Below are 24860 nucleotides of genomic sequence, written 5' to 3'. Positions count from 1 at the left end.
CTCCGGGATCACCGCGTCGGCTCCAGGGTCTCGGAATGACTCCGTGCCTTGTCGTCCATCGACCAATGCCGCCGACCAACAGCGCCGTTGATCACCCTCGAAAACGCCGAGGCTGCCGCTCAGGGTCAATCGTAAGTTCAAGTTCAGACACAAGCCGATCTCCGATCCACCTCAGAATCGGCAGGCCCACAGATCGCGGGTCCTCCTGGAAGGACACAGCGCTTACCCTTGAAATATGGAGAACCATGGCTTTGCGCCGTCGGCAGTTGAGCTGATCTCGCAATGCTATTTCCCCGGCAACGTCCGAGCCGGAGAACTGCGTGCTTGGCGTTCTCCTCTGGAAGGAACCAATCTTTCGGAACGTGGCAATGTCATCGACGAGCTCTCACGGGCCAGCACGATGCCGGTTCGGCGCATCGGCGCCCCCTGAACACGAGATAGCCACTTGCGATTCTAACGATACGGCCGGACGGGGGCTGAGACCGCGGCGGACGGAGCGTGACGGCTGATCGACACAATGGAGAAGGCCGGCTGGGTTCAGGCTAATGCGGCTCGAATTCTCGGCCTCAAGCTGCGACAAGTCGGCTAGGCGATACGCCGGCATAGTATCGAGGTGAAGGAAATTCTAAGAGCCTGATGAGCCAATCGTCAGGCCAGTGGTCTTGCGCGCCCTGTGCGCGACAAGGAGTGCTTCGTGCTTCTGAACGGATTTGGACTTGCACTGTCGCAAGCAGGACAAAATTGTGTCGCGCCGGCCTGACACAATGCGATATCGACCCGAATAGTGAACTGAAGCCGCTTTTTTCAGTTGGTATGGCTCTTGCACCTTGAACCGCGACGTTACCAGCAACGGAGCCGTTTGATGTCCTCACCGACAGTTTCGATTGAGGGGCCGACTAGCACGACATCCGAGGGTTTTCTGGCAGCCGCGAAATCCGGTGGCTGCGCATCGTCCTCCTACGGCTCGTCGCCGACCAGCCCGGGCGAAGGGGATCCGGCTATTTGGGAAAGGATCAAGGATCACCCCTGCTTTTCGGAGGAAGCGCATCATTATTTCGCGCGTATGCATGTGGCGGTCGCGCCGGCTTGCAATGTCCAGTGCAACTATTGCAATCGCAAATACGATTGCGCCAACGAGAGCCGGCCTGGTGTTGTGTCTGAGAAGTTGACGCCCGACCAAGCGCTACGCAAGGTCATCGCCGTTGCCAACAAAGTTCCGCAGCTTTCGGTTCTTGGCATCGCTGGGCCGGGGGATGCCTGTTACGATTGGGAGAAAACGAAGGCAACGCTCGACCGCGTCATCAGGGAAATCCCCGACATAAAGCTGTGCGTCTCCACTAATGGGCTCGTGCTGCCGGACCATGTCGCCGAGCTTGCCGAAATGAATGTTGATCACGTGACGGTCACCATCAACATGGTCGACCCGGAAGTCGGCGCGAAGATCTATCCATGGATCTTTTATGAAAATCGCCGCTACTTCGGCATCGAAGCCGCTCGAATCTTGCACGCGCGGCAGATGCTGGGCCTGGAGATGCTGAGCGCGCGCGGCATCCTCACCAAAATCAACTCGGTGATGATTCCTGGAGTGAACGACCAGCACCTGTTTGAGGTGAACAAAATGGTCAGGGAGCGGGGCGCGTTTCTGCACAACGTGATGCCTCTGATTTCGGACCCGGCGCACGGTACCCACTACGGACTCATCGGGCAGCGCGGCCCAACGGCAATGGAGATGATGGCTCTTCAGGATCGACTTGAAGGTGGCGCCAAGTTGATGCGCCACTGCCGGCAGTGCCGGGCAGATGCTGTCGGCCTGCTCGGTGAAGATCGTGGCCAGGAATTCACGCTGGACGGGATTCCCGACGATGTCGCCTACGATGCTGGCAAGCGTCAGGCCTATCGGCAGGTGGTCGCACACGAGCGCCGTGATCATGAGGCGGCGAGGAGCGAGGCCATCGGTATGGTCAAGGCAACAGACTCCGAAAAGTCGCTTCTGGTTGCGGTGGCCACTAAGGGAGGTGGACGGGTCAACGAACACTTCGGCCACGCGAAGGAATTCCAGGTTTATGAAGTCTCGCCTAGAGGGATCAGCTTGGTCGGGCATCGGAAGGTCGAGCGGTATTGCCTCGGAGGCGGGGGCGAAGACGCCATCCTCGAGGGCGTCATCGCAGCGCTCGAAGGCATACACATAGTGCTATGCGCCAAGATCGGAAATCGCCCGAAGGAACAACTCTCGCGAGCTGGACTGCGCGTAACCGACGCCTATGGCCATGACTACATCGAGACCGCAGTCAGCGCACTTTACGCGGCAGAGTTTGGGATCAGACCACTAGCGGCGACGGCCTGAGCCGTCTCGTCCGATAACCAGGAGTTAGAATGGCTTTAAAGATCATCGCATCCCAATGTACCCAATGCGGGGCCTGCGAGTTCGAATGTCCTTCGGAAGCGATCAAGTTCAAGGGCGACGCCTATGTGATCGATCCAAACAAGTGCACCGAATGCAAGGAGGCCTTCGATACGCAGCAATGCGTGTCGGTCTGTCCGGTACCGAAAACCTGCGTTCCCGCTTGATTCCTACCGAAACGGTCGGGTTCGCCGCACGACGACGCCTGCAACCCGCGACCACAACAAAAGCCTCGAGAAAGGAATGGACAGCATGTGGTCCAGACGCGAACAGGAGGTCGAAATCGGCAGACCGCCACGGTTCATGCAGGGTGAGCGGGTCCGTGCGATACGCCACATAAAAAACGACGGCACCTATCCCGGCAAGGAGATCGGCGAAAACCTCGTGCGGAAGGGCGACGAAGGCTACGTGCGCGACATTGGAACCTTTCTCCAGCAATTCTTCATCTATGCGGTCGAATGGATCGATCGTGGCACGGTCGTCGGCATGCGAGCGCGCGAACTCATTAGCCTCGACAAAGTCGAGGTTCCCTGCGGAGCTGAAGGCATTTCCAACGGGGGAACAGCCGGATGAAAGTAATGATTCGCAGGACCGCTACTGGCTTGTCGGCTTATGTCCCCAAGAAGGATCTCGAAGAGCCGATCACCGAGATTGAGAACGCTGACTTATGGGGCGGGACCGTGACGCTCAGGAACGGTTGGCGGCTCATGCTGCCCGACCTTCCGCGCGACACGCGTTTGCCGATCACCGTCGAGGCGATGAAGATTTCCGACGGGGCCTGATGCCGGTGGGTTCAGTGGCGGAGAGGAAACGCGTATGAACACGATGCTGAGCTGGGACCATCTCGTCGTCGTCCGGGGCAGTTTTGCCAAAAAACTGATTGACCTGCTGAACGGCGCTCTCAAGGCCGATCGAGTGATCCCCTATCTCGGTCCTGGTCTTCTGCAGCTTAACCCACCGGAATCACCTGTACCTTGCACCCCTGAAGATGTCGCCGCGGCCCTCAACAAGCGGGCGCCTGCCCCTTCCAGGATTCGCACCAATATGTGGTCGGTCGCGCAGTTTATCGAGCAGCGCCGACATCGTCGGACTCTCCAAGCGTGGATGGCGGAGATATTCGCAGCCCCCGCCGAGCCGACCGTTCTTCACGCCTGGCTCGCAACCCTTCAACTGTCTGTCATCATCGACAGCTGGTACGATGGCGCCATGCGAGCAGCCCTTGCAGAGGCCGGCCAAACAGACGTTGTCGAGATACAAGGAACGACGCGCGCGACCGGAATCGGTAACATCTGGACGAGAACTTACGATTTGTCAGGAACAGAACTCGAGGCCGAACAAGTGGCTAGGACGGTGCTCTATGCGCCGCACGGCAGCGTCAGGCCGGCGGCAAACTTCCTCGTGGCTGATTCCGATTACGTCGAAGTCCTAACCGAAATTGATATCCAGACGCCGATCCCGGACGCGGTGAAGCAACGGCGCGTCAACCGGGGTTTTTTCTTCGTGGGCTGCCGCTTCAACGATCAGATGCTGCGCACATATGCCAGACAGCTGATGAAGCGCTCCACTGGCCCACATTTTGCGGTGATCGATTCGGCTACGCTGACCAGAAACGAACGTCGTTTCCTTGCCGAAGGCGCAATCACGGTCATCGACATGCCGATCCGCAACGCCGCGGCTCGCCTCGTCGGGGTCGATGCTAGCCAGGATTAATGGCCGGCGATTGCTGGTGAGTCGCTGCTTGCCTCCAAGGGCGAAAACTCAGTTGGGAATACATTCGTGAGTAGTAATGCTAGTGGCAGCACAACGTAGGCTCTGAATTCGTTGGGCGATGTGAAAGGGTCCGCTGCTGCGGGACGTGAGCACGTTGCGGCGGCATTACGCACATGATCTTGTGACCCCCGTGGCAAAAGAACTGAAGCGCCCGAGTCGCGACAACATATGCAGCGCTCAATGGCTTCGACAAAAATTCGGCACAGTTTCGACAGTTCGCATGCACCTCCAGGGTCAACGAGGTTGATTATGCCTGTTTATGTGGGTCGGCCACGCGAGCAGGAATTCCCACTACCTTTGCCCCGGCGGGAACATCTCGTGTGACCACGCAGCCAGCGCCTACCACTGCATTATCACCAATCGTGACGCCAGGCAGAATGATTGCTCCACCGCCGATCCAGACACGGCTGCCAATGTGAACAGGACGCCCGACCTGCAGGCCGGCCTGCCGCTGCTCGGCATCATGTGGATGATCGGCGGTATAAATCTGCACAGCAGGCCCAATTGCCGTTCCTTGCCCGATTTTGACCTCTACCACGTCAAGAATAACGCAGTTGAAGTTGATGTAGGCATTGGCTCCAATGCGGATATTGAATCCGTAGTCGCAAAAAAAGGGCGGACGGATGACCGTTCCGCGCCCAACCTCTCCCAGCCGCTCGGACAAAAGCTCATGCCAATGCCCCGTGGTCTGCCCCAGCGTATCATTGTACCGCTTGAGCCAAGCCCCGGTGGCCAACAGGTCAGCTTGGATCTCCGGATCCGCCGCATTGTAAAACTCGCCTGCGAGCATCTTTTCTTTTTGGCTACGCATCATAGTCTCCCGTCAGGTCGTGTCCCGTACAGTGATGCAGGAACGCACATCAAACTGCCTCGGCAACTTTGTAACTCGGTCTTGCCGGGCGCGCGGTCGGTCACGAGCCGGGGCGACAGTTTCGTCTCGACCAACTTCCGCGAATTTGGATATCGCAGATCAACCGGTCGCAGGGGCCAATACCTGACGAGGTCGGCAACTGTCCAGCGGTCGAACTCACTTTCATGCCCATCTCAGATTGCGTGATATCGAGCGGTAAGCCATCAGCTAATGTATCGACCAGGTCCCGCCAGCGGAGATCTGCGCGTCGCCTCTACGCATGCTGGCGTGTCACCAATAATACATCGATTATTTCTGGATCCAGGCACGTCGAATTGATTTGCCTTGCGGTGTAGAGCGAAGTTACTAGCCATAGGATTACTCCTTTTTAGTTTGTCAGTCGCAGAGCCCCAGTATGACTACGTGGTAGAAAGCACACGGCCGGAATCTTGGCAGCGCTGTTCACACCCACTTCGTAAGCCTGGCCGATGGGCTCGCCAGAGCACCAATGCTTGACCTGCTCCAGCTCTTGCTCGGCGGGTTGTTTCAGAGACGCTTGATCTCGATACCGCGTTTTCTCAGCACGTAGCCGATCTGGCGCGGGGTCAAACCGAGCAGGCGCGCCGCCTTTGCCTGCACCCAGCCACACTTTTCCATGGCAGCAATGACCGTATCGGCATCGGGCACCCTACCACGACTCGTGGCAGGGCCTATCGGCGCTTGCCCGTCGCCGACGGGCGGGGCGGCACAGGCGGCGGAAGGCTGGATCGTAGTCGACTTCTCTGACGTCGGCGGTCCGTTCTTCCACAGCGCCGCGGCCAAGCACTGATCCGCGTAACAGGCAAAGTCAGTTCTGAGGATTGATGGACCCGTCGCCAGAACTGCCGTCCGTTGAACGCAGTTTTCGAGCTCTCGGATGTTGCCTGGAAATTCGCAGTTCATTAGCACCTCAATCGCTTCGGGAGCGAAGGTCAGCGTGTGATCATTCTCAGTATTGAAATTCTTGAGAAACTGAGCGGCCAAGAGCGGAATATCACCTCGCCTTTCGCGCAATGCCGGCACGCGTAAAGTGACGACGTTGATGCGATAATAGAGGTCTTGCCGGAACTCCTTGCGTTGAACTGCCGTTTCCAAGTCCCTGTTCGTTGCGGCAATCACGCGAACATCAACTTTAATGGTGTGGTTGCTGCCGACGCGCTCAAACTCCTGCTCCTGCAGGACACGCAGCAGCTTAGCCTGGAACGAACCTGATATTTCGCCAATCTCGTCCAGAAACAATGTGCCTTTGTCGGCAGCCTCAAAGCGCCCCTTGCGCAAACTGCTCGCGTCGGTGAAGGCACCCTTCTCATGACCGAACAAGTCAGATTCCAGAAGCGTCTCGGTGAGCGCCGCGCAATTGACCTTGATGAAGGGCTGCTTGGCGCGAGGCGAGAGCTCGTGAATGGCTTTGGCAACCAGCTCCTTACCGGTTCCGGATTCACCTCGCAACAGGACCGTAGTCTTCGCCTTGGCCACCTTGACAAGGTGCTCACGCAGCTTGCGCAGCGCCTGACTATCGCCAAGCATCTCCTTGCTGATCTTTTTACGTTCCATTTGGCAGCCCATCCCACTCCGCCACCCGCCGGTAGAACTGCACTGGACGGTGAGCTGTGTTGTATTTCGTCATCATCATTCTCGATCTCACCTTTGTTGCTTCGAAATTTTCGGCGCGCGGACGCCCTCGGCAAATGGCAATGGCGCCTGAGCATCGTTGCCTTTCACCAGGACGAGCGTCTTCCTCCGCGCGGGCGCTCGCAATATGCGGTTTGCGCAGGCCTTTACTCGACCGGTCGCTGTTCTGTCCGGCTTCTGCCGCACCGCAGCCTGCAAACTCATCCTTGACAAGAAAGGAGGGGAGTCAACCGAGCTCTCCTTGCATTTATGCAAGGAAAATTGTCAGTTTGATAGAATTCTATCAAAACGGCAGAAACGCCCCGCCCCAGTTTGGCTGTACCTGCGGCGTTCAGCGTACGTGACGACATGTGCGGACTTGTCCCAATTGCCATCCGAGTTGTGCGGAACAGTAGCTGCTGCGCTGTTCGCTTCAACCGCGTGAGGCCGGAGACAGTAGAGACGGCGGCTCGTCGAGCGAGGTTTCATTGTTCGGCTACTAAACCGGCTGTCCTTTGGTGGGAGTTGGTTTCGCCCAAGTTCTGGGCCTGGGGGCGTCTAGCCCGTTTCGCCGCACAGGCTCCTTCCACATCGTCGAGGCCGAGAAGGAGGGACCCCACAGCTCTCCCTGTATCACAATGCCCCGCCCCTCAAGCAGCTAGATACGACAGGTGACCTCAAATGAGGCGTCTTGCATGGCTTCTACACCTGCCTGAATGCCAGAACTGCGTTCGTACCGCCCATGGCGAAGGCGTTGCTCATGGCGACGCGCACCTTGCGCTCGCGCGGCACATTGGGTGTGATGTCGAGGTCGCAAGCGGGATCTGGCTCGCGATAGTTGGCGGTCGGCGGCACGACGTCCTCTTGGATTGCCATCACGCAGGCGATCATTTCAAGCGCGCTCGCTGCGCCGAGGCAATGCGCGTGCGTGGACTTGGTGGAAGAGATGGACATCGAATAAGCGTGGTTTCCAAACACACGCTTGATCGCCGCCGTTTCAGTCTGATCATTGCTTTTGGTACCGGTGCCGTGCGCGTTGAGGTAGTCGACGTCCTCGGCATTCAGCCCGGCATCGGCAAGGCAGGCGCGCATCGCCGACGCTGGCCCCTCGACAGATGGCGCGGCAATGTGGAAGGCATCGGCGGAAAGGCCGACGCCGGCGATCTCGGCAAGAATTGTGGCACCACGCCTCGTGGCATGCTCGTAGCTTTCCAGCACGGCCATGCCCGCACCCTCGCCCAGCACCAGGCCCTTCCTATCGGCGGAGAAGGGCCGGCAGGTATCGGGTGAAAGCACGCGCATTGCTTCCCATGCTTTCAGCACGCCCCATGCGAAGGGTGCGTCGCTGCCTCCGGAAACCATTACGTCGGCCCGGCCCAGCTTGATCTGGTCCACCGCCGAGGCGATCGCATGGTTGGCCGAGGCACATGCGGAGGTCACCCCGAAGACCGGCCCGCGCAAGCCGAGGCTCAAGCTAAGATGGACGGAAGCGGCGCTGGGCATCACCTTTACTCCAGTGAAGAGTTCAGCACGGATTGCGCTACCCAAAAGCAGTGAGCGGTAAGTTTGTTCTGTTGCGTATGAACCGGTAAATCCGACGCCCACTGTCGCGCCGAAGCGATGGGCATTCCCCTCGTCCCAGGAAAGTCCGGCCTGCCGCATGGCTTCGCGCGCTGCAAGCACGGCGAGCAAGCTGAAGCGGTCCATGGAGATGAGATGCCCCCGGTTGATGTCGTGCTGGGGCAGCGCCTTGATCTCAGCGCCGGTCATGCCCTCCAGGTCATGAAGCTCGGAATTGGCGATCGGGCCGATGGCGGAGCGGCCTTCGCGCATCTCTTTCCACATAGAGGCGGCGTCGGTGCCCAGTCCGCACAGGCCGCCCACTCCGGTGATAACGACGCGCCTGTCCATTCAAGCCTCCTTCGCAAGCAAGCCGCGGACGGCTTCCACGACGTCGCCGACATTCTTGAGATTGGACCAGGCATCGGCCGTGTTCATGTCGATCTTGATGCCGTAGGCCTGCTCCACATCCCAGAGGACGTCCGCCAAACCCAGCGAATCAAACCCGAGCGCGTCCAGTTCCGTGGCGATTGTTATCTCGCCGACGAATGACGCAGGCATTCCCTCACCGCTCTCCGACTCGGCGCGTTTCTTGATCAGGGCAATGACGTCCGTTGCGAATTGATCGGCCATTCTGTTTCCTGTCTTTCTTTCCCGCGTTTCGACCTGGACGCGGCTCAGTTCCTGAGGCGCGCCGCGTCGCGAAAGCCATCACGCTTGGGCAACTGACAAAGCCCAATGCTCATAAAGCCGGATCAGGTCCGGCCGGTGTGTGGCGTAGGTGCAGTATGACGATGTGAGCCGCTACACCGTGCGCGTCTCCCAGTCTGTCCATAGGCTCGGAAGAAGTCGGACCCGGTCAGTTGCAACTCCCTTTCCCAGCACTCCACTGCCCGGTAGAGCGCATGAAAAATCTCCTTTCGGGCGGTTTCTTAAGACGCTCGCCACGCCATGAGGCAGTGGGGGCATCGGTGTGCGTCAGGTGCTTCTGCCCATGCAGGATTCCAGAACATTGATGAAATCGTTTGTTTCGATGAAAGGCATCCACACTTTGGATAGTTGACCACGCGTTTCAAAGATCGTGAACTACATCTCGTCGTTGTGCTCGACGCACTCCCGACAGAGCGCAACCTCATGGGCGCGGCATGCAGGATTAACCGAGCCCAGCCGGTCATGAGTGCGGCCGGCGCTCGGCTGCTCGATTATTTGCGCGATAAGCTCGCGACCATGTCCGCGGAGGTATTCAAACTTAACGCTGCGTCCGGGAGCTCTTGCCCTCCAGTTCGCGACGCTCTCCCGCCCATCCAGTGCTCGTTTATTTCGTCGGATAGTTTGACCCGGCTCTACCGAATCGCCGCTTCAGGATCATTCTTCCCGATTTCGTCACGCTCGTATTTTCTGCCGCGTCCTACACCGATTGGGCGCGAACAAAACTGAGCGCCTTGGAACCCGAACCCGTGCGTCGTGACCGGGAGCATCCGGGGCGAACTCATCCGCTCGGGGGCATCGCATCACCGGACGGCGACAGGCACGGTCGACCGGCATCTCGGCATCGGCTGGGAATTCGTCCATGGTCTGCATTGGCGACGACGCTTCCTGAGGCCACGTAGCCCTTATGCCAAGCTGGGCGCCCGGTTTGCGGCATCCGTGCCTACCCTCTTCGGACCTCGTGGGTTCCAACCGGCGACGAGGCGTGCATAGGCGCCCTCGGCCTGCTCCACCCAGCGGCGCTCTTCTTCCCGGTGGCTCTTTATGTTGTAGGCGTGCGCTCCCTTTTGGCCGCGCACAGCCTTGCTCCCGGCCTTGAGTTCCACATCGCGCAAGCTTCTTGGCATGCAGGGAGGGTCGAGCCTACGCGTAACTCTCGCCCTTCTCAACAGATGACAGATCACGACAGAGAGTTTGCGTGCGGTTGCCACGGCCGCGACATGCTGTCCGCGCCGGGCTCGCACGCCGCAGGGAGAAGGCTCGCAACGGTCCGGGAGCACGAGCGGCCGCCCAGGCCGCCTCGACGAGCATGCCGCGCGCATGACCACGGCCCTGCTTGGTGATCCGCCCATGGTAGGCCGGACCTGGCCGGACTGCTGGACGCTTGGGTTCAACCCGAGATAGGTCACGAGCTTCTGCGGATCGTCGAAGCGCGACACGTCGCCGATCGCCGCCCTTCATCGCCAGCGCGACGGTGATGTCGACGCCGGGAATGGTCATCAGCCGCTTCACGCCTTCATCCTCGAGAGCCGAGCGGACAAGATCGCGTTCGATGACCTGGAGGTCTTCGCCCAATCGGTCGAACTCGCGCAGATGCCCATCGATCGCGAGGCGCTCGTCCTGCGGTACGACCTGCTCGATTACCAGGTCCGACCCTTGGCGCCGCACAGGTCGGCATGCGGGCAGGACGGATCAGGTGGCTATGAAGGATCGACTGGATGACGCTCTTCAATCGAGATCTCTGTCGGACAATCTGATTGCGCCGTGTCACCTGTCGACGCAGAGCCTGCGTCGGCTCGTCCGCAATCCAGACTTCTGGCAAGAAGCCGCTGGCATAGAGCTGCGCAAGAACGTCGGCGTCGATCGTCGTTTTGATCTTGGCATAGGCAACGATAAACACCTGTTTCGGCTTGGCGATCCCCACCTTCTTCACATGCGGCGCAATCACAGCTGCAGCGGACGTCGCGCTGCCGGTGGCCTCGATCACCCCGACATCGTTCGGCGACAGCTTCGCGGCGAACGCCGCCAGCAGATCGCGCCGCATGTCGACGCGGCCGAGTCGCCTGAGCCTGCCCTCCTCCCATGCCACTGCTTCGGCGAAGGCGCGGTGAATATCCAGTCCGATGATAAGCATGCCCGTTCCTCCTTCTTGGCTCGGTCAAAGACGGGAGCTGGCGGGCAACACGACATCTACTGATCCGCGCTCGCAGCGCATCCGGGAAAGTCGCCAGGGGCGGCCATGTAACGAGCTCGGGCTCTCAGCCCACGGTCTATTGACGGCCTGCCTGCACCTTTGTGCTCCCGGTGCCCCACGTCCCGGATGGGCTCACCATAAGGGCGTTCCAAAACAAGAACAGCAGGACGAGAAGACACCACAGATCACATACCGGATAGCGGCAAGGCCAAGCGCTTCGTTCAGATAGGCTTGCGCCAATGGGCTTAGGCCGAGCCTACAACAGCTCTCAAAAACGCTGCCGGACTGCTGCATTGGCTCGCCGATACAATTGGCACAGGCCTCACGGCAGCTTAGGATCAAACCGCCCATCAGTCGCCTCGGACTGGAAAGGTGCACCCTATTAGATTCCACGCCCAGCTAGGTCGGGGCCGCCGAAGACGCTGGTTGATAGCCCGGCGCCATCGGCCCGGCGTTTCAAACTGCCAATCTCTGACCTGCACAGTACGAACGATTGCTCGCTTCGGCAGATCACGCGGCTCATATGTCGGACCTTAACGTCATCCATCATAAACTTTTTGCGACAAAAGATTGCAAGAATGCTAAATTGTTAAAGTCGTTTGTTTCGGTTAAAGGCATCCATCCCATGGATGGCTGATGACATGCGTTTCAAAGGACTTGATCTAAATCTCCTCGTTGTGCTCGACGCACTCCTGACGGAGCGTAATCTCTCGGCGGCGGCACGCAGGATCAACCTGAGTCAGCCCGCCATGAGTGCGGCCGTCGCCCGACTGCGCGATTATTTCCGCGATGAACTGTTTACGATAAGAGGTCGCGAACGATTTCTAACCCCGCGTGCGGCAGCATTTGCCCCCGCAGTTCGCGACGCTCTCCAGCACATCCAGTGCTCGATTATTTCTTCGGATCCGTTTGACCCAGCTCGAGCCGATCGCCTCTTCAGGATCATTCTTTCCGATTTCGTCACGCTCGTGTTTTTCGAAAAGCTTGTGGAGCGTATTTCACGGGAAGCCCCCGCCGTCAGCTTCGAACTGCTGCCTGTCGACGATAGCCCCGATGAGCTTCTCCGGCGCGGTGACGTCGATTTTCTAATTCTACCGGATATGTTCACGTCGAGTGTGCATTCAAGCATTGCGCTGTTTGACGAGAAGCTCGTGTGCGTAGGCTGTCCCACAAACAAGCAGCTGCCACAGCAGCTTACATTCGAGAGATACATGTCGATGAGGCACGTCGCGGTCAGGTTCGGGCGTACGATGAAGCCGTCTATCGAGGAATGGTTTTTGCTTGAGCATGGCCTTAAGAGACGTGTCGAGGTCGCCGTGCAGGGCTTCAGCATGATTCCACCTATGGTGTCCGGCACAGCTCGTATAGCGACCATGCCCTTACGGCTGGTCAGGCATTTCGAAAAAACGTTCCCCCTGCGGGTTATCGAACTTCCGCTGCCATTTCCCACATTCACCGAGACCCTCCAATGGCCGGCCCTCCACAATAGCGATCCGGCAAGCATCTGGATGCGGGAGATAATGATACAGGAGGCATCTCGGATGGCTGCCCCGCTGTGAACCCTCGGAAAATTCAGGCGCACCTATAGTCACTACACCTGTCACCATCTACTTTGACGACAATAGCCCTCGCCGGATAAAGTCGATGCTGGCGGCAAGTGCGCCTGCGAGATCGTCCAGAGAATGGACTTCCTCGATCAGCTCGAACGAGAAAGGTCCCGCGTAGCCGCCATCCAGCAGCGCCTGAATCTGGCTGCCATTGTCGGAACCTGCAAGAAAGCGATCGGGGTAAATCCAGAAGGTCGGGTCGTTTACGCTTGAAATGTGCACCAGGCCGGTAAGCTCGCAGAACAGGCATGTCTCCCCGGCCAGGGTGTGGTGGAACGTGTCGTGCACGAGGCGAAAGACGGACTGGCCATCAACCGCGGCAACGGCCTCGGCCGCTTCCTTCTTTGATCGAAGCGAGCAGGTTCGGAAACCCAGCGGCTCGATGAGACCGATCAGACCCCGCGACTGGAGGATTGGCTTGATCTCGTTTAGAGCGAAACGAAGATTGTCCTGGCGCTCGCTATTGGTGGGCCACGAGCTGCGGTTGGCCGGCACCAACACGAGCGTCTCTGCCCCGCACGCCGTCGCATAATCGGCGAGGTTGCTTGCCTCGGCCTGACGCGTTGGAGTCCAGTCGTTGAACCGCTGCAAGGCGTTGACAGAGATGATCGTGACGCCCGCTTCGGTAGCGGCAAACCGAACGTCCGCAGCCGGAATGCCGCGTGCGACAGGATTGCTGAAATGAGGGTAACGGATTTGGACGTCGGTCAGGTCTTGGTCACGGGCAAGCGCGAAAAGCGCACTGACGTCAAGGCGGGGCGCCGCCATGTGATCGAGTGCAAAGCGGGGCGATACCTGGCGCATTGCTTGACTTTCCTTCCATGAAGCGCGGCTGCCATTTCGGCATCCGGCTTCTTTCAAGACGGAACCACGCCGGTTCACAGATCGGACAGAGACGGCCGAGTCAATCGAGCTTTCCTTTCATCGGTGAAAGGAAAATGGGCGCTCATGATAGAAATCCATCAAGGTCAAATATTTTCCGGAAGATAAATGTCGAACGGCAGAAATGTCTGCCCCGGGCTCTCCGCGACGCCGGCTTTGATGGCCCGCTCCATTGCCATTATCAGCTCCTGGCAAAGTCGGCGCATTGGCGTGCCGACCGCCATCGTCAAGATGTCATCCGCAAGCGCCCCACGTGACTGCGGCGTCATTTCACTCACGATCGCGACGAGATCCTGACCGCTCCCCTCTTCTCGGAGCGCGGAAATTGCTCCCTCTATACCCCCGCCGGCCATATAGAAGCCGACGAGCTCTGGTTCCCGCTGCATAAGATCCAGCAATTTTTCGTAAGTGAGCTGCCGTTCATCAAGGTTCACGAGCGGATCAAGCACCTCGAATTTGGGCGCGTTCTCACGAAAATAGGCACGAAAGGCCGTTTCCCGCGTCGCATGCGCCTGGAAGCGATGGCTTCCGACAAACACCGCCACCTTGCCGGGCCGTTTTGCGGCCTTGGAAAACACCCAAGCGGCAGTCCGTCCGACCTTGCTGTTGTTGAGGCCGATGTAGCCCTCGCGCACGCCATCGGCGAAGTCGGATAACAGCGAAAATACCGGGATACCTTTCGCCTTGAGCTCCTCGACTGATGCTGTGATTTTCGGGTGATCGGCCGCCACCATGGCGATCGCCTGGCAGCGGCTTCCAAGGTCCTTAAGAAGCGGGAGCAGGTCACGCGGCAAATGTGACTGCGCGAACTCGATGATCGGAAGGCCGTGGAAGGATTTAGCCATACTGACCGACTCTTCAATATTGCGAGCGAAATCTTGGTAAAAATCGTGGGCAGGTTTTCTCAAGATGAAGCCCAGCTTGTAGTGCGGCAGGTGCTGCTGCAAGCGCTGTTTGATGAGACCGGCAGCATGATAGCCGATCGCGTGCGCGGCCGCATGGACCCGCTGGGCGGTCTCCTCTCGCACCGGAAGGCGGACGTTCAGAACCCGATCGACTGTTGCTACGCTGACTCCGGCTTCGCGGGCGAGATCGGCAATTGTGACGCGCTTTCCCCTAGCGATTCTGATCGGCCGGTCCTCCGTCATCCGGTGCGATCCCGCGACGGCTTGGGGCGGCAAGCTGAAATAGTTACCACACCCCACGGTTGATAACGCATTCGACGAACAGCGCTCCATGCGGACCCAGATGAGTTTCCGTGAACCGTTCGTTTGCTTAGGGGCTTCATGGTGTTGTATTACTCTCCGCGTTAGTACACTATTTCCAGCGCTCTTTGGAGGCCGGCAATTCGACTGCTGTGAAGGCCGTGACTTACACGTCGCGCTATTGCTTGCTTGCGGGGAGCCCGTTTGATGTAACCCTAACCGCGGAAAGCGGCTTCCATCCGGGACTGGTCCAATTCGCCTTCCCAGCGAGCGACAACGAGCGATGCCACCGCATTACCGACTAAATTCGTCAGCGCGCGGCATTCCGACATGAAGCGGTCCACGCCAAGAATTAGAGCCATTCCGGCAACGGGAACACTCGGCACGACAGACAGAGTAGCGGCCAATGTGATGAAGCCGGCGCCGGTGACGCCTGCCGCACCCTTCGAGGAAAGCATCGCAATTAGCAGCAGGAGGATCTGATCGGCAATTGACAAATCTGTGTTCGTCGCCTGCGCGATGAAGAGGGCGGCGATCGTCATGTAGATATTGGTGCCGTCCAGATTGAATGAGTATCCAGTAGGGATGACGAGACTTACGACCGAACGCGCGGCGCCGGCCTTCTCCATCTTCTCCATGAGCGAGGGCAGCGCGGCCTCCGAGGAGGACGTTGCCAGGACAAGCAGCAGCTCGTCCTTGATGTAGCGGACAAGAGAAAAGATCGAGAAGCCGTTGCAGCGGCAGACCACGCCGAGAACCCCGAACACGAAGAGGAAGGCGGTCAGATAGAACGTCGCGACCAGTATCGCGAGGTTGGCCACCGAACCGATTCCGTATTTGCCGATCGTAAAGGCCATAGCGCCGAAGGCGCCGATGGGTGCAGCCTTCATCAGAATGCCGACGAGCTTAAAAATGGGGGCGGTGAGCGCCTGGAGAAAGGTAACGACCGGCCTGCTCGTCTCTCCGGTCATCGCCAGAGCAATGCCGAACAAGACCGAGAAGAACAAGACTTGCAGGATGTCGCCTTCCGCGAAGGCACTGGCAATCGTTGACGGGATGATGTTCATCAGGAAGCTGGTCACGGACTGCTCGTGAGCCGTGGCCACATAGCCCTTAACGGCTTCGACATCGAGCGAGGCCGGATCGATGTTGAGGCCGGCGCCAGGCTGAACGATATTCGCGACAATCAGCCCGACAACGAGTGCAAGCGTCGAGAAGGTAAGGAAATAAACCATCGCCTTGGCGGCAACTCGGCCGACCTTCTGCAGATCGCTCATGCCGGCAATGCCGGTCGCAATTGTCAGGAAGATGACAGGTGCGATAATCATCTTGATGACTTTGATGAAGGCATCGCCGAGCGGCTTCAGGCTTTGGCCGGTTTCCGGATAGAGGTAGCCAATTGCGGCTCCAAGGACCATGGCGGCAAGTACCTGCACGTAGGTCCGGGCAAAATGGCGCTTGCGGGGCGCTGCGATCGCGCGGGGGACTCTTGGAACCAACATCGTTTCTCTCTCCCTGACCGGATCGGGGTGGGGGCTCCTCCTTCTCCCATGCTGCGCTCCGGTCGAGCGCTGCTGTCATCTCGGAGCAAGCGCCGTGCCAACTGGACGCCTGTCCCGTCCAGCGAGATTGGTGCAGTTGCGCACTGGAACCCTCCACCTTGCCGGAATTCTGCACTCGAGGCTCGCCAAAGATCGCGTCTGAGGAAGTGCTTCATCAGAGAGGGAATTGACCAGGTCGCCTTGCGCCCGTGCCCTTTGATGTTCGCCGCAGATCGACTGCCGGTTGCCTTGGTGACTTTGGTTTGTCAGTTTTGGAACGGAATGCGCGCAAACTGCAGGATATCCTACACGCCCATCAGAGCACGCGGTACAAGCGATTAAGCGTAGGAGCGCATTGAATCTCCGAGGTCAAAAAATCTTGAATAAGGTCCGCGTGCGAAGTGAATCCGCAACTCGTCAAAGTTCTCCACCGTTTGATCAAGCGGTCGCGTTTCCTGGCGCTGCAAGATGGCGTTATCTGATGGCTCAAGCGCTGGAACGCCCAGGAAATCCCAAACCGCTCCCAAGCATTGGGCAGGTTCGTGAAGTAGGCTCTCGTATTCCATTACAAGCAGGTTGGTCGACGTGAAGGAGTCCATAACGCGAGCGTGAAAATCGTCGGCGGCTTTGAAATAAGCCTCACAGTCGGCGATTGACAACCTGACGCTCGGTGGCCGAGCGGTATCGTTGTCCGAGCTGAACTTCAGCCACTGACCGCTTTCCCTGGCCTGCACAAAGGATCGGAGCGATTCCAATACGTTTCGGCGAACAACGAGGATGACCTTGAGTGCTGGCCAACGAGCTAATTCCGCAAAGAATGCTGGACGCTCGCGAAACTGAGGTTCATTGATCTTGCAGCCAAGATGCGTCACATTCTTGTAGTCGCGCATAGGGCAGCGCACATAGGCAAGCTCAAGAAGCTCGCGATCCGTGCCTAGCAGGCGATCCGTGCTGGGCCAATTGGGATCATATTCGTTTAGCAACTCACCGTTACTCAGAACGGTCGGATGCTCGTTTAGCAATTCTTCTAAATAGTGTGTTCCGGTCCTTGGCATAGCAAGGATCACAAAAGGCTCAGGAGTTGGTTCGTTGTGGGTCATTGCATGTGTATCCAACTAAATAATGGCCGCGACGGTCTGGGGACGCGCACAAGAAGCTTGGCTGCTATCGCTTGAACGCTCCGGGTGGGTCCGCGCGCCTCACCACCCAGCCTGTACTCCGAGGTGTGGTCGCGAAGATGGGCGCGTGCCTGCAGCGGCTGGGTGGCGCCCGGCTTCGGCGTTGTTGTACCACTCGCGATTCCTGGCACACGCATGCCTCCGGGCCGCTGGGGGCAGTTTGCAATCCGGCATTGCGGACCTCCTTCTCGTTGATGGGCGTAGGTAAGCGTCAACGCATTAGTCGTCGATGAAACAGTCCAGCCGACAGAAAAAAAGGCAATACAGCGAACATGCAAAGTGCGCCTATATGCAGCCCTACATTGTCGCCCAGGCGGCCGAGCATCACCGGACGGATTAGATCGATAGAATTCGCCAGCGGCGAGAAGGCCGCAATCTGCTGAAACACTCCTGGCAATTGGCCGACTGGAAAAACCGCGCCCGAAAGGAACAGCATGGGTGTGATGACAAGCGTCTGATAGAAAATAAAATAGTGATAACTGGGCGCGAGCGCGATGACGAGCATGGCCAGGCTCGCAAAGGCGAACCCGGTGAGAGCGATGACCGGCAGCACGTAGAGAACCGACGTCCACGCGGCATAACCTAGCGCGGCGGCAACAATCGCAATTGTCGTACCGGCCAGAAAGGCCTTTGTGGCTGCCCAGGTCAATTCACCGAGAACGATGTCGCCGAGGGTAAGTTGTGTGTGCAGGATTGCTTCCCAAGTGCCCTGATCGCGCATTCGACCGAAAACCGCGTAAATTGTTTCGAAGGTTGATGCTGTCATCGCGCTCGTCGCAACCATGCCGGCTGCCAGAAAGGCGATGTAGGATGCACCTTCGATGCGGCCTACCAACAGTCCAAGGCCAGTGCCGAGCCCGAAAAGGTAAATCATCGGATCAGCAAGGGTGCCGAGCATTGAAGCAAATGCCACCTTCTTCCATGCCAGATGATTGCGGCGCCACACCGCGATCCAGTTCCAGGCGTTGGCGGGTAGAGCGGCCGCAAAACGTTCACCCATTGCTCACTTCTCCATCTCACGTCCGGTTAACCTCAAGAAAACGTCCTCCAGACTGGGTGGACGCTCTAGAATACGCAGACCCGCTCGACCGCGAAGCTGGATGCGCACATCCTCCGGCTCAGGCGCATAGCAAAAGAGCGTCTCGCCGCTTACCTCGACACGCTGAACGTACGGTCTGATCAGCGAAATCAGCTCCTGTGGATTGCCGCCGAAGATCTCGATCACGTTGCACCCAATGTACTCGTCGATCAGCGCATGAGGACTGCCCTCGGCGATCTTGCGTCCCCGCTCGAGAACACACAGCCGATCACAAAGCCGCTCAGCCTCTTCCATGAAATGGGTGGTCAAAATGATCGTTTTTCCGCTCGCCAGCAGGAAACGAAGTCGCTCCCAGATCAGATGGCGGGCATGCGGGTCGAGGCCGGTCGTGGGCTCATCCATCACAAGCAACTGGGGGTCGTTGATCAGAGCACGTGCCAGCGTCAGGCGCCGCTTCATCCCGCCGGATAGCAGGCCGACACGTGAATCCGCCTTGCTCTCAAGGCGAGCGAACTCGAGGAGCCGTGGGATGACGGCGTTGATCTCTCTTGTACTCATGCCGAAGTAGCGCCCGAACACCAACAGGTTCTCGCGTACCGTAAATTCCAGGTCGAGATTGTCGAACTGCGGGACCACGCCTATGCCCTTGCGGGCCAAGCGGCTGCGTGCCGGCACTGGTAGACCGAGGACTGTTATATCACCCGCGTCAGGCCGGGTCATACCGAGGAGCATACGCGCAATCGTGCTCTTGCCTGCGCCGTTCGGCCCCAGCAGACCGAAGCACTCTCCCGATGCAACGGTGAAGGACAGCCCGTCCACAACGAGCTTGTTTCCGAATAATTTGGTTACGCCGGTAAGGTCGATTGCTACATTGGACATGCGTCTATCTCAAGCGGAATGAGTCCGATTGGCCACCGGCAGCTTACTTGCGAATTCTGGTTCAGAGCAGGCCACCGCCTTGAGATGGCACCTTTGGAAAGTCGCGGCCGGAGCGACGCGTGTATCGCTTCCGCCAAAGAATAACGTCAAGATGCCACGTGTCGCTTCCAGATAGTTCCCGTTCTGACCATAGGTAACTCGAAAGCTTCACCCCGTGTCGACTGACACAACTTACTCGGTCACTCGGCGCTGCAAGGCCGTCAGACTTCACCAGCTGTGAGCGAAAGATCTGCAGTATGAAGTGACTCCGCAATTCCAGAATTGCCCGCAGCATTTGCTCCGGCAAGCGGCATCGCGCTTGTGATTTCCTTTGTGCTCCTGTTGGGCAGGGGAACACTTTTACGCGACAGCCAATCGCTATTGCTCAATGTACACAGGGCGTAAGCCTTCAAGGGGATCAACAGGAATATCCTGATTAACGCGTGCATTGAATAGCCGATGAATCGAAGCTGCCGAGTGCGGAAAGATAACACCGTAGATCTGATTATGGTCATCGTGACAATAGCCAGCACCGTCCACCAATTTACTGTATGTGAAAATAGTAGCTCACCGAGCGCCGTTACTACCGCGATGCCGAGCAACAATGGGCCGAGATTCTCTCCCATCACATCCAAAGTTAGATAGCGATCCAGGCCACGCAGTAGACCTCGCGCAAGCATCGTGTCCCGGAAGGTGCTTCGTGCCCAGCGGAGTTGTTGGCGCAAATAAGGTCCCATCTTGTCCGGAACGACTGTCGCCGCGACGGCACCTGGAACGTACTCGGTTCGAAAGCCTGCTTTCAGCATGAGGATCGTAAGATGACGGTCTTCACCGAAGTCGCTTGGTTTCCCCCTGAACAGCTGCGTCTCGTATTGATCCAGCAGAGAAAGGAGACAAGACCGGCGGTACATTGCACATGGGCCGCAGCAGCACATGACCGCACCAAAGCGACCTTGCGCCGCGCGCTCCTCATTGCAAGCCAGCCAGTATTCCATATCGATCAATCGGGTCAACCAAGTGTCGCTGCGGTTGTATGCCGTCAGCTGGCCCATGGCCGCTCCGACCATGGAATCCCGCATTTTTACTGCAAGCTTTGTGATGACGTCGGACGCAAGTGTCGTGTCAGAGTCGACGCTGAGCACGAAATCTCCAGATGAGCGGCGGATGGCGGCGATCTGCGCCTTGCGTTTGCCAACATTCTCGCGGAGCAGAATGAAATTGAATCTCGGGTCGCCCTCGTAGGCGTGATGTACCGGGATGACGGCATTACGATTTCCAGAACCGTCGTCAACCAGATAGACCTGAAATGTTCCGGCGTAATCTTGATTTGCAATGGAAGCTAAACACGCCGCGAGTGTGCGCGGGTCCTCATTGTAGCAGGGGATAATGACATCCACGCTCGGCCAACGGTCGGATCCGAACAAGCTTTCCGACGGCGGCGTAACATTTTCCGGTTGGGAGTAGACCGCTTGCATGCCTCTGTAAACAGTCGAGAGCACCGCATAAGACGAAACGGCAACAGTACTGGCTGTGGTGAGAAGGTCCATAGGATCTCTGTTTGTTCAGGGGTGTTGAGGAAGTGATCGGATTACAAATCCGCGGCCGTGCAATTCTGGAATTAGGCGTGACAACGCTGTCACCGTCTGGTCGCGCAGACTGGCTTGATTGCCTGGTTGCAATTCGTCGGGAGCGCACCCGTCGTGCAACAGCACGATTGCGCCCGGCCGGATATCGGCGAGCACTCTGTCGACGATGGCGTCAACGCCGGGGCGAGACCAGTCGCGTGGATCAATGGACCAATGGACGGGCGCCAATGCCGCACCCGCTGATGCAGCGATTACTTCTTCGGTCCAGATGCCATACGGTGCACGAAAGTACCGAACCATGGCCTGCGGGCAAGCCATCCCTATGACTCTGTTTGCCTCAACTATCTGGCAGTCGACTTCGACGGACCCGCATTTGGCCAGGTCCGGATGAGTCATCGTGTGGTTGGCTATACCGTGCCCGTCTGTAATAATTCGGCGAACGAGTTCCGGCTCGTCGGCCGCGTAGGCCCCAACAACGAAGAAGGTCGCCGTCACCTGATGTTGCGCCAGCACATTGAGTATCTGCGGTGTGAAAAATGAATTGGGACCATCGTCAAACGTCAGATAGACGCTGCGCTCTGCAGTGCCATCGGCATTGTCACTCTGCCCTTCGCATATGTAGTCCAGAGGCTTCATAGTTCCGGACCGTTCCGGTCGATCAGGGTACCGGACGGCCACTCGTCCATCGAGCGTCCGATCGGCGAAACCAACACGAGTACGTCTTCCAGGCGCGTGGGCGGCAGGTCGGGATGCACATCTGGACGGGTCGATCGTACGCGAACGCCCGACACAATGTTCGCGAGGCCGGCTCTGCAGAATCTTTCGACATGGTTTCGCAGCGCGTGCCGAACCGTGCCGAAAGCGAATGGAACACCCAACTGATGGAGCACTGGGTACGCCACGCGCATCGAAAAACCGATTCCGAGCCCTTCAAGATCCGGACGAACCGCGTACAGGCCCAATTCAGCGACGATCAAGTCGACCTCGCCAACTTTGATGAAGCGCCGCAGCATGCCGATGTGAGCCGCTACCCCATGCGCGTCGTAGCCGATTGCGCGGAATTCCGGCCTCGCGCCGGCCCAACTGCGGCCGCCTTCGAATGGCTCCGCGTTGAAGGCGCCAGTCCGTCCATAGGTCTTTCGAAAAAAGTCGGAGAGTTCGACATGGTCGGCCAGTTGCAGCTCATTTTCCCAGCACAACTTCCAATCGACATTCGGGCGCATGGAAGACCTCACCTTGGAGCTGTCTGGTTGAGATAAATGTCCAAGCATTGGTTAAATAATTGGCATCGCACCAACGGGGCGTAACTTGTGGAGACCGCCGAAAGACCAAGCCGTAATGCAGATGCGACTGACTTTGTGCGCCCCGCACACCAGATGATGCTCCTCGGATCCAACGCAACCATGGGAACTACCTATCTTTCCAACTTGAAGCGCCTCTATGGGACCTGCAGCAAAAACGGTAAAATCCTTTGTTTAGATGAAAGGTATCCACGCTTTGGATAACTGGGCGAATGCGTTCCATATGGCTGGTCAATTATCGTCGTCACGCTCGAGGCACTTCTGACGAAGCGCAAAGCTCACGCCCGCGGCACGCGCGGCCGTTGCCGGGCCGCGCGATTATCTCCGTAAGAGCCGAGCGGAGCTCAGACACGACGATTGATCAGAATCTGATTCGCGGGTTCAGTATCTCTTTCGTGTATCCAGCTCTGGGCTGTCCTTTGGCGGGAGTTAGGTTCGCCCAGGTTCTGAGCCTGGGGCGTCGGCCCGTTCGCCGCACAGGCTCCTTCGCACATCGTCGAGGCCGAGAAAGAGGGGGCCACACAGCTCCCCCTGTACTTTCCACCACCCGACACCAGCGCTCACCCAGGGCGCCGGCCTTGCTCACCTCAACGGATAGCGCACTCGCGCCGCTTCACGATTAAAAGAATTCTACAAGCAGATGCCTGTTTGATCGTGAGACGTCCGCTGCCAATTCCCGCATCGCAGAGGCAGCCAATAGCGCTCGCTTCACATAGTGGTCCGGCAAGCAGCTAGATACGACAGGTGACCTCAAATGAGGCGTCTTGCATGGCTTCTACACCTGCCTGAATGCCAGAACTGCGTTCGTACCGCCCATGGCGAAGGCGTTGCTCATGGCGACGCGCACCTTGCGCTCGCGCGGCACATTGGGTGTGATGTCGAGGTCGCAAGCGGGATCTGGCTCGCGATAGTTGGCGGTCGGCGGCACGACGTCCTCTTGGATTGCCATCACGCAGGCGATCATTTCAAGCGCGCTCGCTGCGCCGAGGCAATGCGCGTGCGTTGACTTGGTGGAAGAGATGGACATCAAATAAGCGTGGTTTCCAAACACACGCTTGATCGCCGCCGTTTCAGTCTGATCATTGCTTTTGGTACCGGTGCCGTGCGCGTTGAGGTAGTCGACGTCCTCGGCATTCAGCCCGGCATCGGCAAGGCAGGCGCGCATCGCCGACGCTGGCCCCTCGACAGATGGCGCGGCAATGTGGAAGGCATCGGCGGAAAGGCCGACGCCGGCGATCTCGGCAAGAATTGTGGCACCACGCCTCGTGGCATGCTCGTAGCTTTCCAGCACGGCCATGCCCGCACCCTCGCCCAGCACCAGGCCCTTCCTATCGGCGGAGAAGGGCCGGCAGGTATCGGGTGAAAGCACGCGCATTGCTTCCCATGCTTTCAGCACGCCCCATGCGAAGGGTGCGTCGCTGCCTCCGGAAACCATTACGTCGGCCCGGCCCAGCTTGATCTGGTCCACCGCCGAGGCGATCGCATGGTTGGCCGAGGCACATGCGGAGGTCACCCCGAAGACCGGCCCGCGCAAGCCGAGGCTCAAGCTAAGATGGACGGAAGCGGCGCTGGGCATCACCTTTACTCCAGTGAAGAGTTCAGCACGGATTGCGCTACCCAAAAGCAGTGAGCGGTAAGTTTGTTCTGTTGCGTATGAACCGGTAAATCCGACGCCCACTGTCGCGCCGAAGCGATGGGCATTCCCCTCGTCCCAGGAAAGTCCGGCCTGCCGCATGGCTTCGCGCGCTGCAAGCACGGCGAGCAAGCTGAAGCGGTCCATGGAGATGAGATGCCCCCGGTTGATGTCGTGCTGGGGCAGCGCCTTGATCTCAGCGCCGGTCATGCCCTCCAGGTCATGAAGCTCGGAATTGGCGATCGGGCCGATGGCGGAGCGGCCTTCGCGCATCTCTTTCCACATAGAGGCGGCGTCGGTGCCCAGTCCGCACAGGCCGCCCACTCCGGTGATAACGACGCGCCTGTCCATTCAAGCCTCCTTCGCAAGCAAGCCGCGGACGGCTTCCACGACGTCGCCGACATTCTTGAGATTGGACCAGGCATCGGCCGTGTTCATGTCGATCTTGATGCCGTAGGCCTGCTCCACATCCCAGAGGACGTCCGCCAAACCCAGCGAATCAAACCCGAGCGCGTCCAGTTCCGTGGCGATTGTTATCTCGCCGACGAATGACGCAGGCATTCCCTCACCGCTCTCCGACTCGGCGCGTTTCTTGATCAGGGCAATGACGTCCGTTGCGAATTGATCGGCCATTCTGTTTCCTGTCTTTCTTTCCCGCGTTTCGACCTGGACGCGGCTCAGTTCCTGAGGCGCGCCGCGTCGCGAAAGCCATCACGCTTGGGCAACTGACAAAGCCCAATGCTCATAAAGCCGGATCAGGTCCGGCCGGTGTGTGGCGTAGGTGCAGTATGACGATGTGAGCCGCTACACCGTGCGCGTCTCCCAGTCTGTCCATAG

General features: G+C 58.6%; 21 protein-coding genes and 3 pseudogenes. 7 read left to right on the top strand and 17 right to left on the bottom strand.

Going from position 1 to position 24860, the window contains the following annotated elements; translation table 11 throughout:
- Positions 1-485: 485 nt before the first annotated feature.
- From EOA33_RS39655 to EOA33_RS02655, 6 genes and pseudogenes are all read left to right on the top strand, one after another.
- Positions 486-589 (top strand): annotated as a pseudogene (locus EOA33_RS39655) (helix-turn-helix domain-containing protein); the annotation flags it as partial.
- 273 nt (positions 590-862) lie between these two features.
- Entirely contained in the window at positions 863-2344 is a 1482-nt protein-coding gene (gene nifB / locus EOA33_RS02675) for a nitrogenase cofactor biosynthesis protein NifB (protein ID WP_024505233.1), read from the top strand.
- 29 nt (positions 2345-2373) lie between these two features.
- Entirely contained in the window at positions 2374-2568 is a 195-nt protein-coding gene (locus EOA33_RS02670) for a 4Fe-4S binding protein (protein WP_024505232.1), read from the top strand.
- 85 nt (positions 2569-2653) lie between these two features.
- Positions 2654-2974, top strand: a complete 321-nt coding sequence (locus EOA33_RS02665) for a nitrogen fixation protein NifZ (RefSeq protein ID WP_024505231.1) — start codon at positions 2654-2656, stop codon at positions 2972-2974.
- Positions 2971-3183 carry a putative nitrogen fixation protein NifT gene (gene nifT / locus EOA33_RS02660; protein ID WP_024505230.1) on the top strand — a complete coding sequence of 71 codons (213 nt, stop codon included), beginning with the start codon at positions 2971-2973 and terminating at the stop codon, positions 3181-3183. Before EOA33_RS02665 ends, nifT begins: the two co-directional genes overlap by 4 nt.
- Positions 3184-3217: 34 nt before the next feature.
- Positions 3218-4111: an SIR2 family protein gene (locus tag EOA33_RS02655; RefSeq protein WP_024505229.1), complete on the top strand. Its 894-nt coding sequence runs from the start codon at positions 3218-3220 to the stop codon at positions 4109-4111.
- 307 nt (positions 4112-4418) lie between these two features.
- On the opposite strand, the gene EOA33_RS02650 is transcribed toward EOA33_RS02655, so the two are convergent.
- The 6 genes and pseudogenes from EOA33_RS02650 to EOA33_RS41470 all read right to left on the bottom strand — a co-directional run.
- Positions 4419-4985, bottom strand: coding sequence for a sugar O-acetyltransferase (locus EOA33_RS02650; protein ID WP_024505228.1), 567 nt, complete (start codon positions 4983-4985; stop codon positions 4419-4421).
- 582 nt (positions 4986-5567) lie between these two features.
- Positions 5568-6611, bottom strand: a pseudogene (nifA, locus tag EOA33_RS02645) (nif-specific transcriptional activator NifA); the annotation flags it as partial.
- A 762-nt stretch (positions 6612-7373) separates the two neighbouring features.
- Positions 7374-8582, bottom strand: coding sequence for a beta-ketoacyl-[acyl-carrier-protein] synthase family protein (locus EOA33_RS02640; RefSeq protein ID WP_127231680.1), 1209 nt, complete (start codon positions 8580-8582; stop codon positions 7374-7376).
- On the bottom strand, positions 8583-8864 hold the full coding sequence (locus tag EOA33_RS02635; protein ID WP_029356603.1) for an acyl carrier protein: 282 nt from the start codon (positions 8862-8864) through the stop codon (positions 8583-8585).
- Between the two features lie 1218 nt (positions 8865-10082).
- The gene (locus EOA33_RS41475; RefSeq protein ID WP_245265439.1) at positions 10083-10607 is read right to left on the bottom strand and encodes a transposase; all 525 of its coding nucleotides are present in this window, start codon (positions 10605-10607) and stop codon (positions 10083-10085) included.
- Positions 10608-10698: 91 nt separating this feature from the next.
- Positions 10699-11073 (bottom strand): annotated as a pseudogene (locus EOA33_RS41470) (IS110 family transposase); the annotation flags it as partial.
- Positions 11074-11774: 701 nt separating this feature from the next.
- On the opposite strand from EOA33_RS41470, the gene EOA33_RS02625 reads away from it, so the two are divergent.
- Complete coding sequence (locus EOA33_RS02625) at positions 11775-12692, top strand: LysR family transcriptional regulator (protein WP_024505887.1); 918 nt, start codon at positions 11775-11777, stop codon at positions 12690-12692.
- Positions 12693-12740: 48 nt separating this feature from the next.
- Here the strand turns inward: EOA33_RS02625 and EOA33_RS02620 are convergent, their stop codons facing one another.
- The 11 genes from EOA33_RS02620 to EOA33_RS02570 form a co-directional block, all read right to left on the bottom strand.
- Positions 12741-13544 (bottom strand): TIM barrel protein, encoded by an 804-nt coding sequence (locus EOA33_RS02620; protein ID WP_127404889.1) that lies wholly within the window; start codon positions 13542-13544, stop codon positions 12741-12743.
- Positions 13545-13708: 164 nt separating this feature from the next.
- Positions 13709-14770 (bottom strand): LacI family DNA-binding transcriptional regulator, encoded by a 1062-nt coding sequence (locus EOA33_RS02615; protein WP_024505889.1) that lies wholly within the window; start codon positions 14768-14770, stop codon positions 13709-13711.
- 272 nt (positions 14771-15042) lie between these two features.
- On the bottom strand, positions 15043-16329 hold the full coding sequence (locus EOA33_RS02610; RefSeq protein WP_126063813.1) for a dicarboxylate/amino acid:cation symporter: 1287 nt from the start codon (positions 16327-16329) through the stop codon (positions 15043-15045).
- A gap of 377 nt (positions 16330-16706) precedes the next feature.
- Complete coding sequence (locus tag EOA33_RS02605) at positions 16707-17468, bottom strand: sulfotransferase (RefSeq protein ID WP_024505871.1); 762 nt, start codon at positions 17466-17468, stop codon at positions 16707-16709.
- Between the two features lie 289 nt (positions 17469-17757).
- Entirely contained in the window at positions 17758-18546 is a 789-nt protein-coding gene (locus tag EOA33_RS02600) for an ABC transporter permease (protein WP_029356621.1), read from the bottom strand.
- Positions 18547-18549: 3 nt separating this feature from the next.
- Entirely contained in the window at positions 18550-19464 is a 915-nt protein-coding gene (nodI, locus tag EOA33_RS02595; RefSeq protein ID WP_024505873.1) for a nodulation factor ABC transporter ATP-binding protein NodI, read from the bottom strand.
- Between the two features lie 260 nt (positions 19465-19724).
- Positions 19725-21050 carry a chitooligosaccharide synthase NodC gene (nodC, locus tag EOA33_RS02590; RefSeq protein ID WP_032899868.1) on the bottom strand — a complete coding sequence of 442 codons (1326 nt, stop codon included), beginning with the start codon at positions 21048-21050 and terminating at the stop codon, positions 19725-19727.
- 15 nt (positions 21051-21065) lie between these two features.
- Positions 21066-21725, bottom strand: coding sequence for a chitooligosaccharide deacetylase NodB (gene nodB, locus EOA33_RS02585; RefSeq protein ID WP_126057632.1), 660 nt, complete (start codon positions 21723-21725; stop codon positions 21066-21068).
- The gene (locus tag EOA33_RS02580) at positions 21722-22312 is read right to left on the bottom strand and encodes a NodA family N-acyltransferase (RefSeq protein ID WP_024505875.1); all 591 of its coding nucleotides are present in this window, start codon (positions 22310-22312) and stop codon (positions 21722-21724) included. The genes nodB and EOA33_RS02580 overlap by 4 nt, the downstream gene beginning before the upstream one ends.
- A gap of 853 nt (positions 22313-23165) precedes the next feature.
- A complete protein-coding gene (locus EOA33_RS02575) occupies positions 23166-24374 on the bottom strand; it encodes a beta-ketoacyl-[acyl-carrier-protein] synthase family protein (protein WP_126057631.1) in 1209 nt (402 codons plus the stop codon).
- Positions 24375-24656 carry an acyl carrier protein gene (locus EOA33_RS02570; protein WP_029356603.1) on the bottom strand — a complete coding sequence of 94 codons (282 nt, stop codon included), beginning with the start codon at positions 24654-24656 and terminating at the stop codon, positions 24375-24377.
- Between the last annotated feature and the right edge of the window lie 204 nt (positions 24657-24860).

Source organism: Mesorhizobium sp. M4A.F.Ca.ET.050.02.1.1 (assembly GCF_003997725.1).
Taxonomy (GTDB): domain Bacteria; phylum Pseudomonadota; class Alphaproteobacteria; order Rhizobiales; family Rhizobiaceae; genus Mesorhizobium.
Note: the sequence above shows the minus strand (reverse complement) of the source record. Positions and strands in the feature narration are given on the sequence as shown.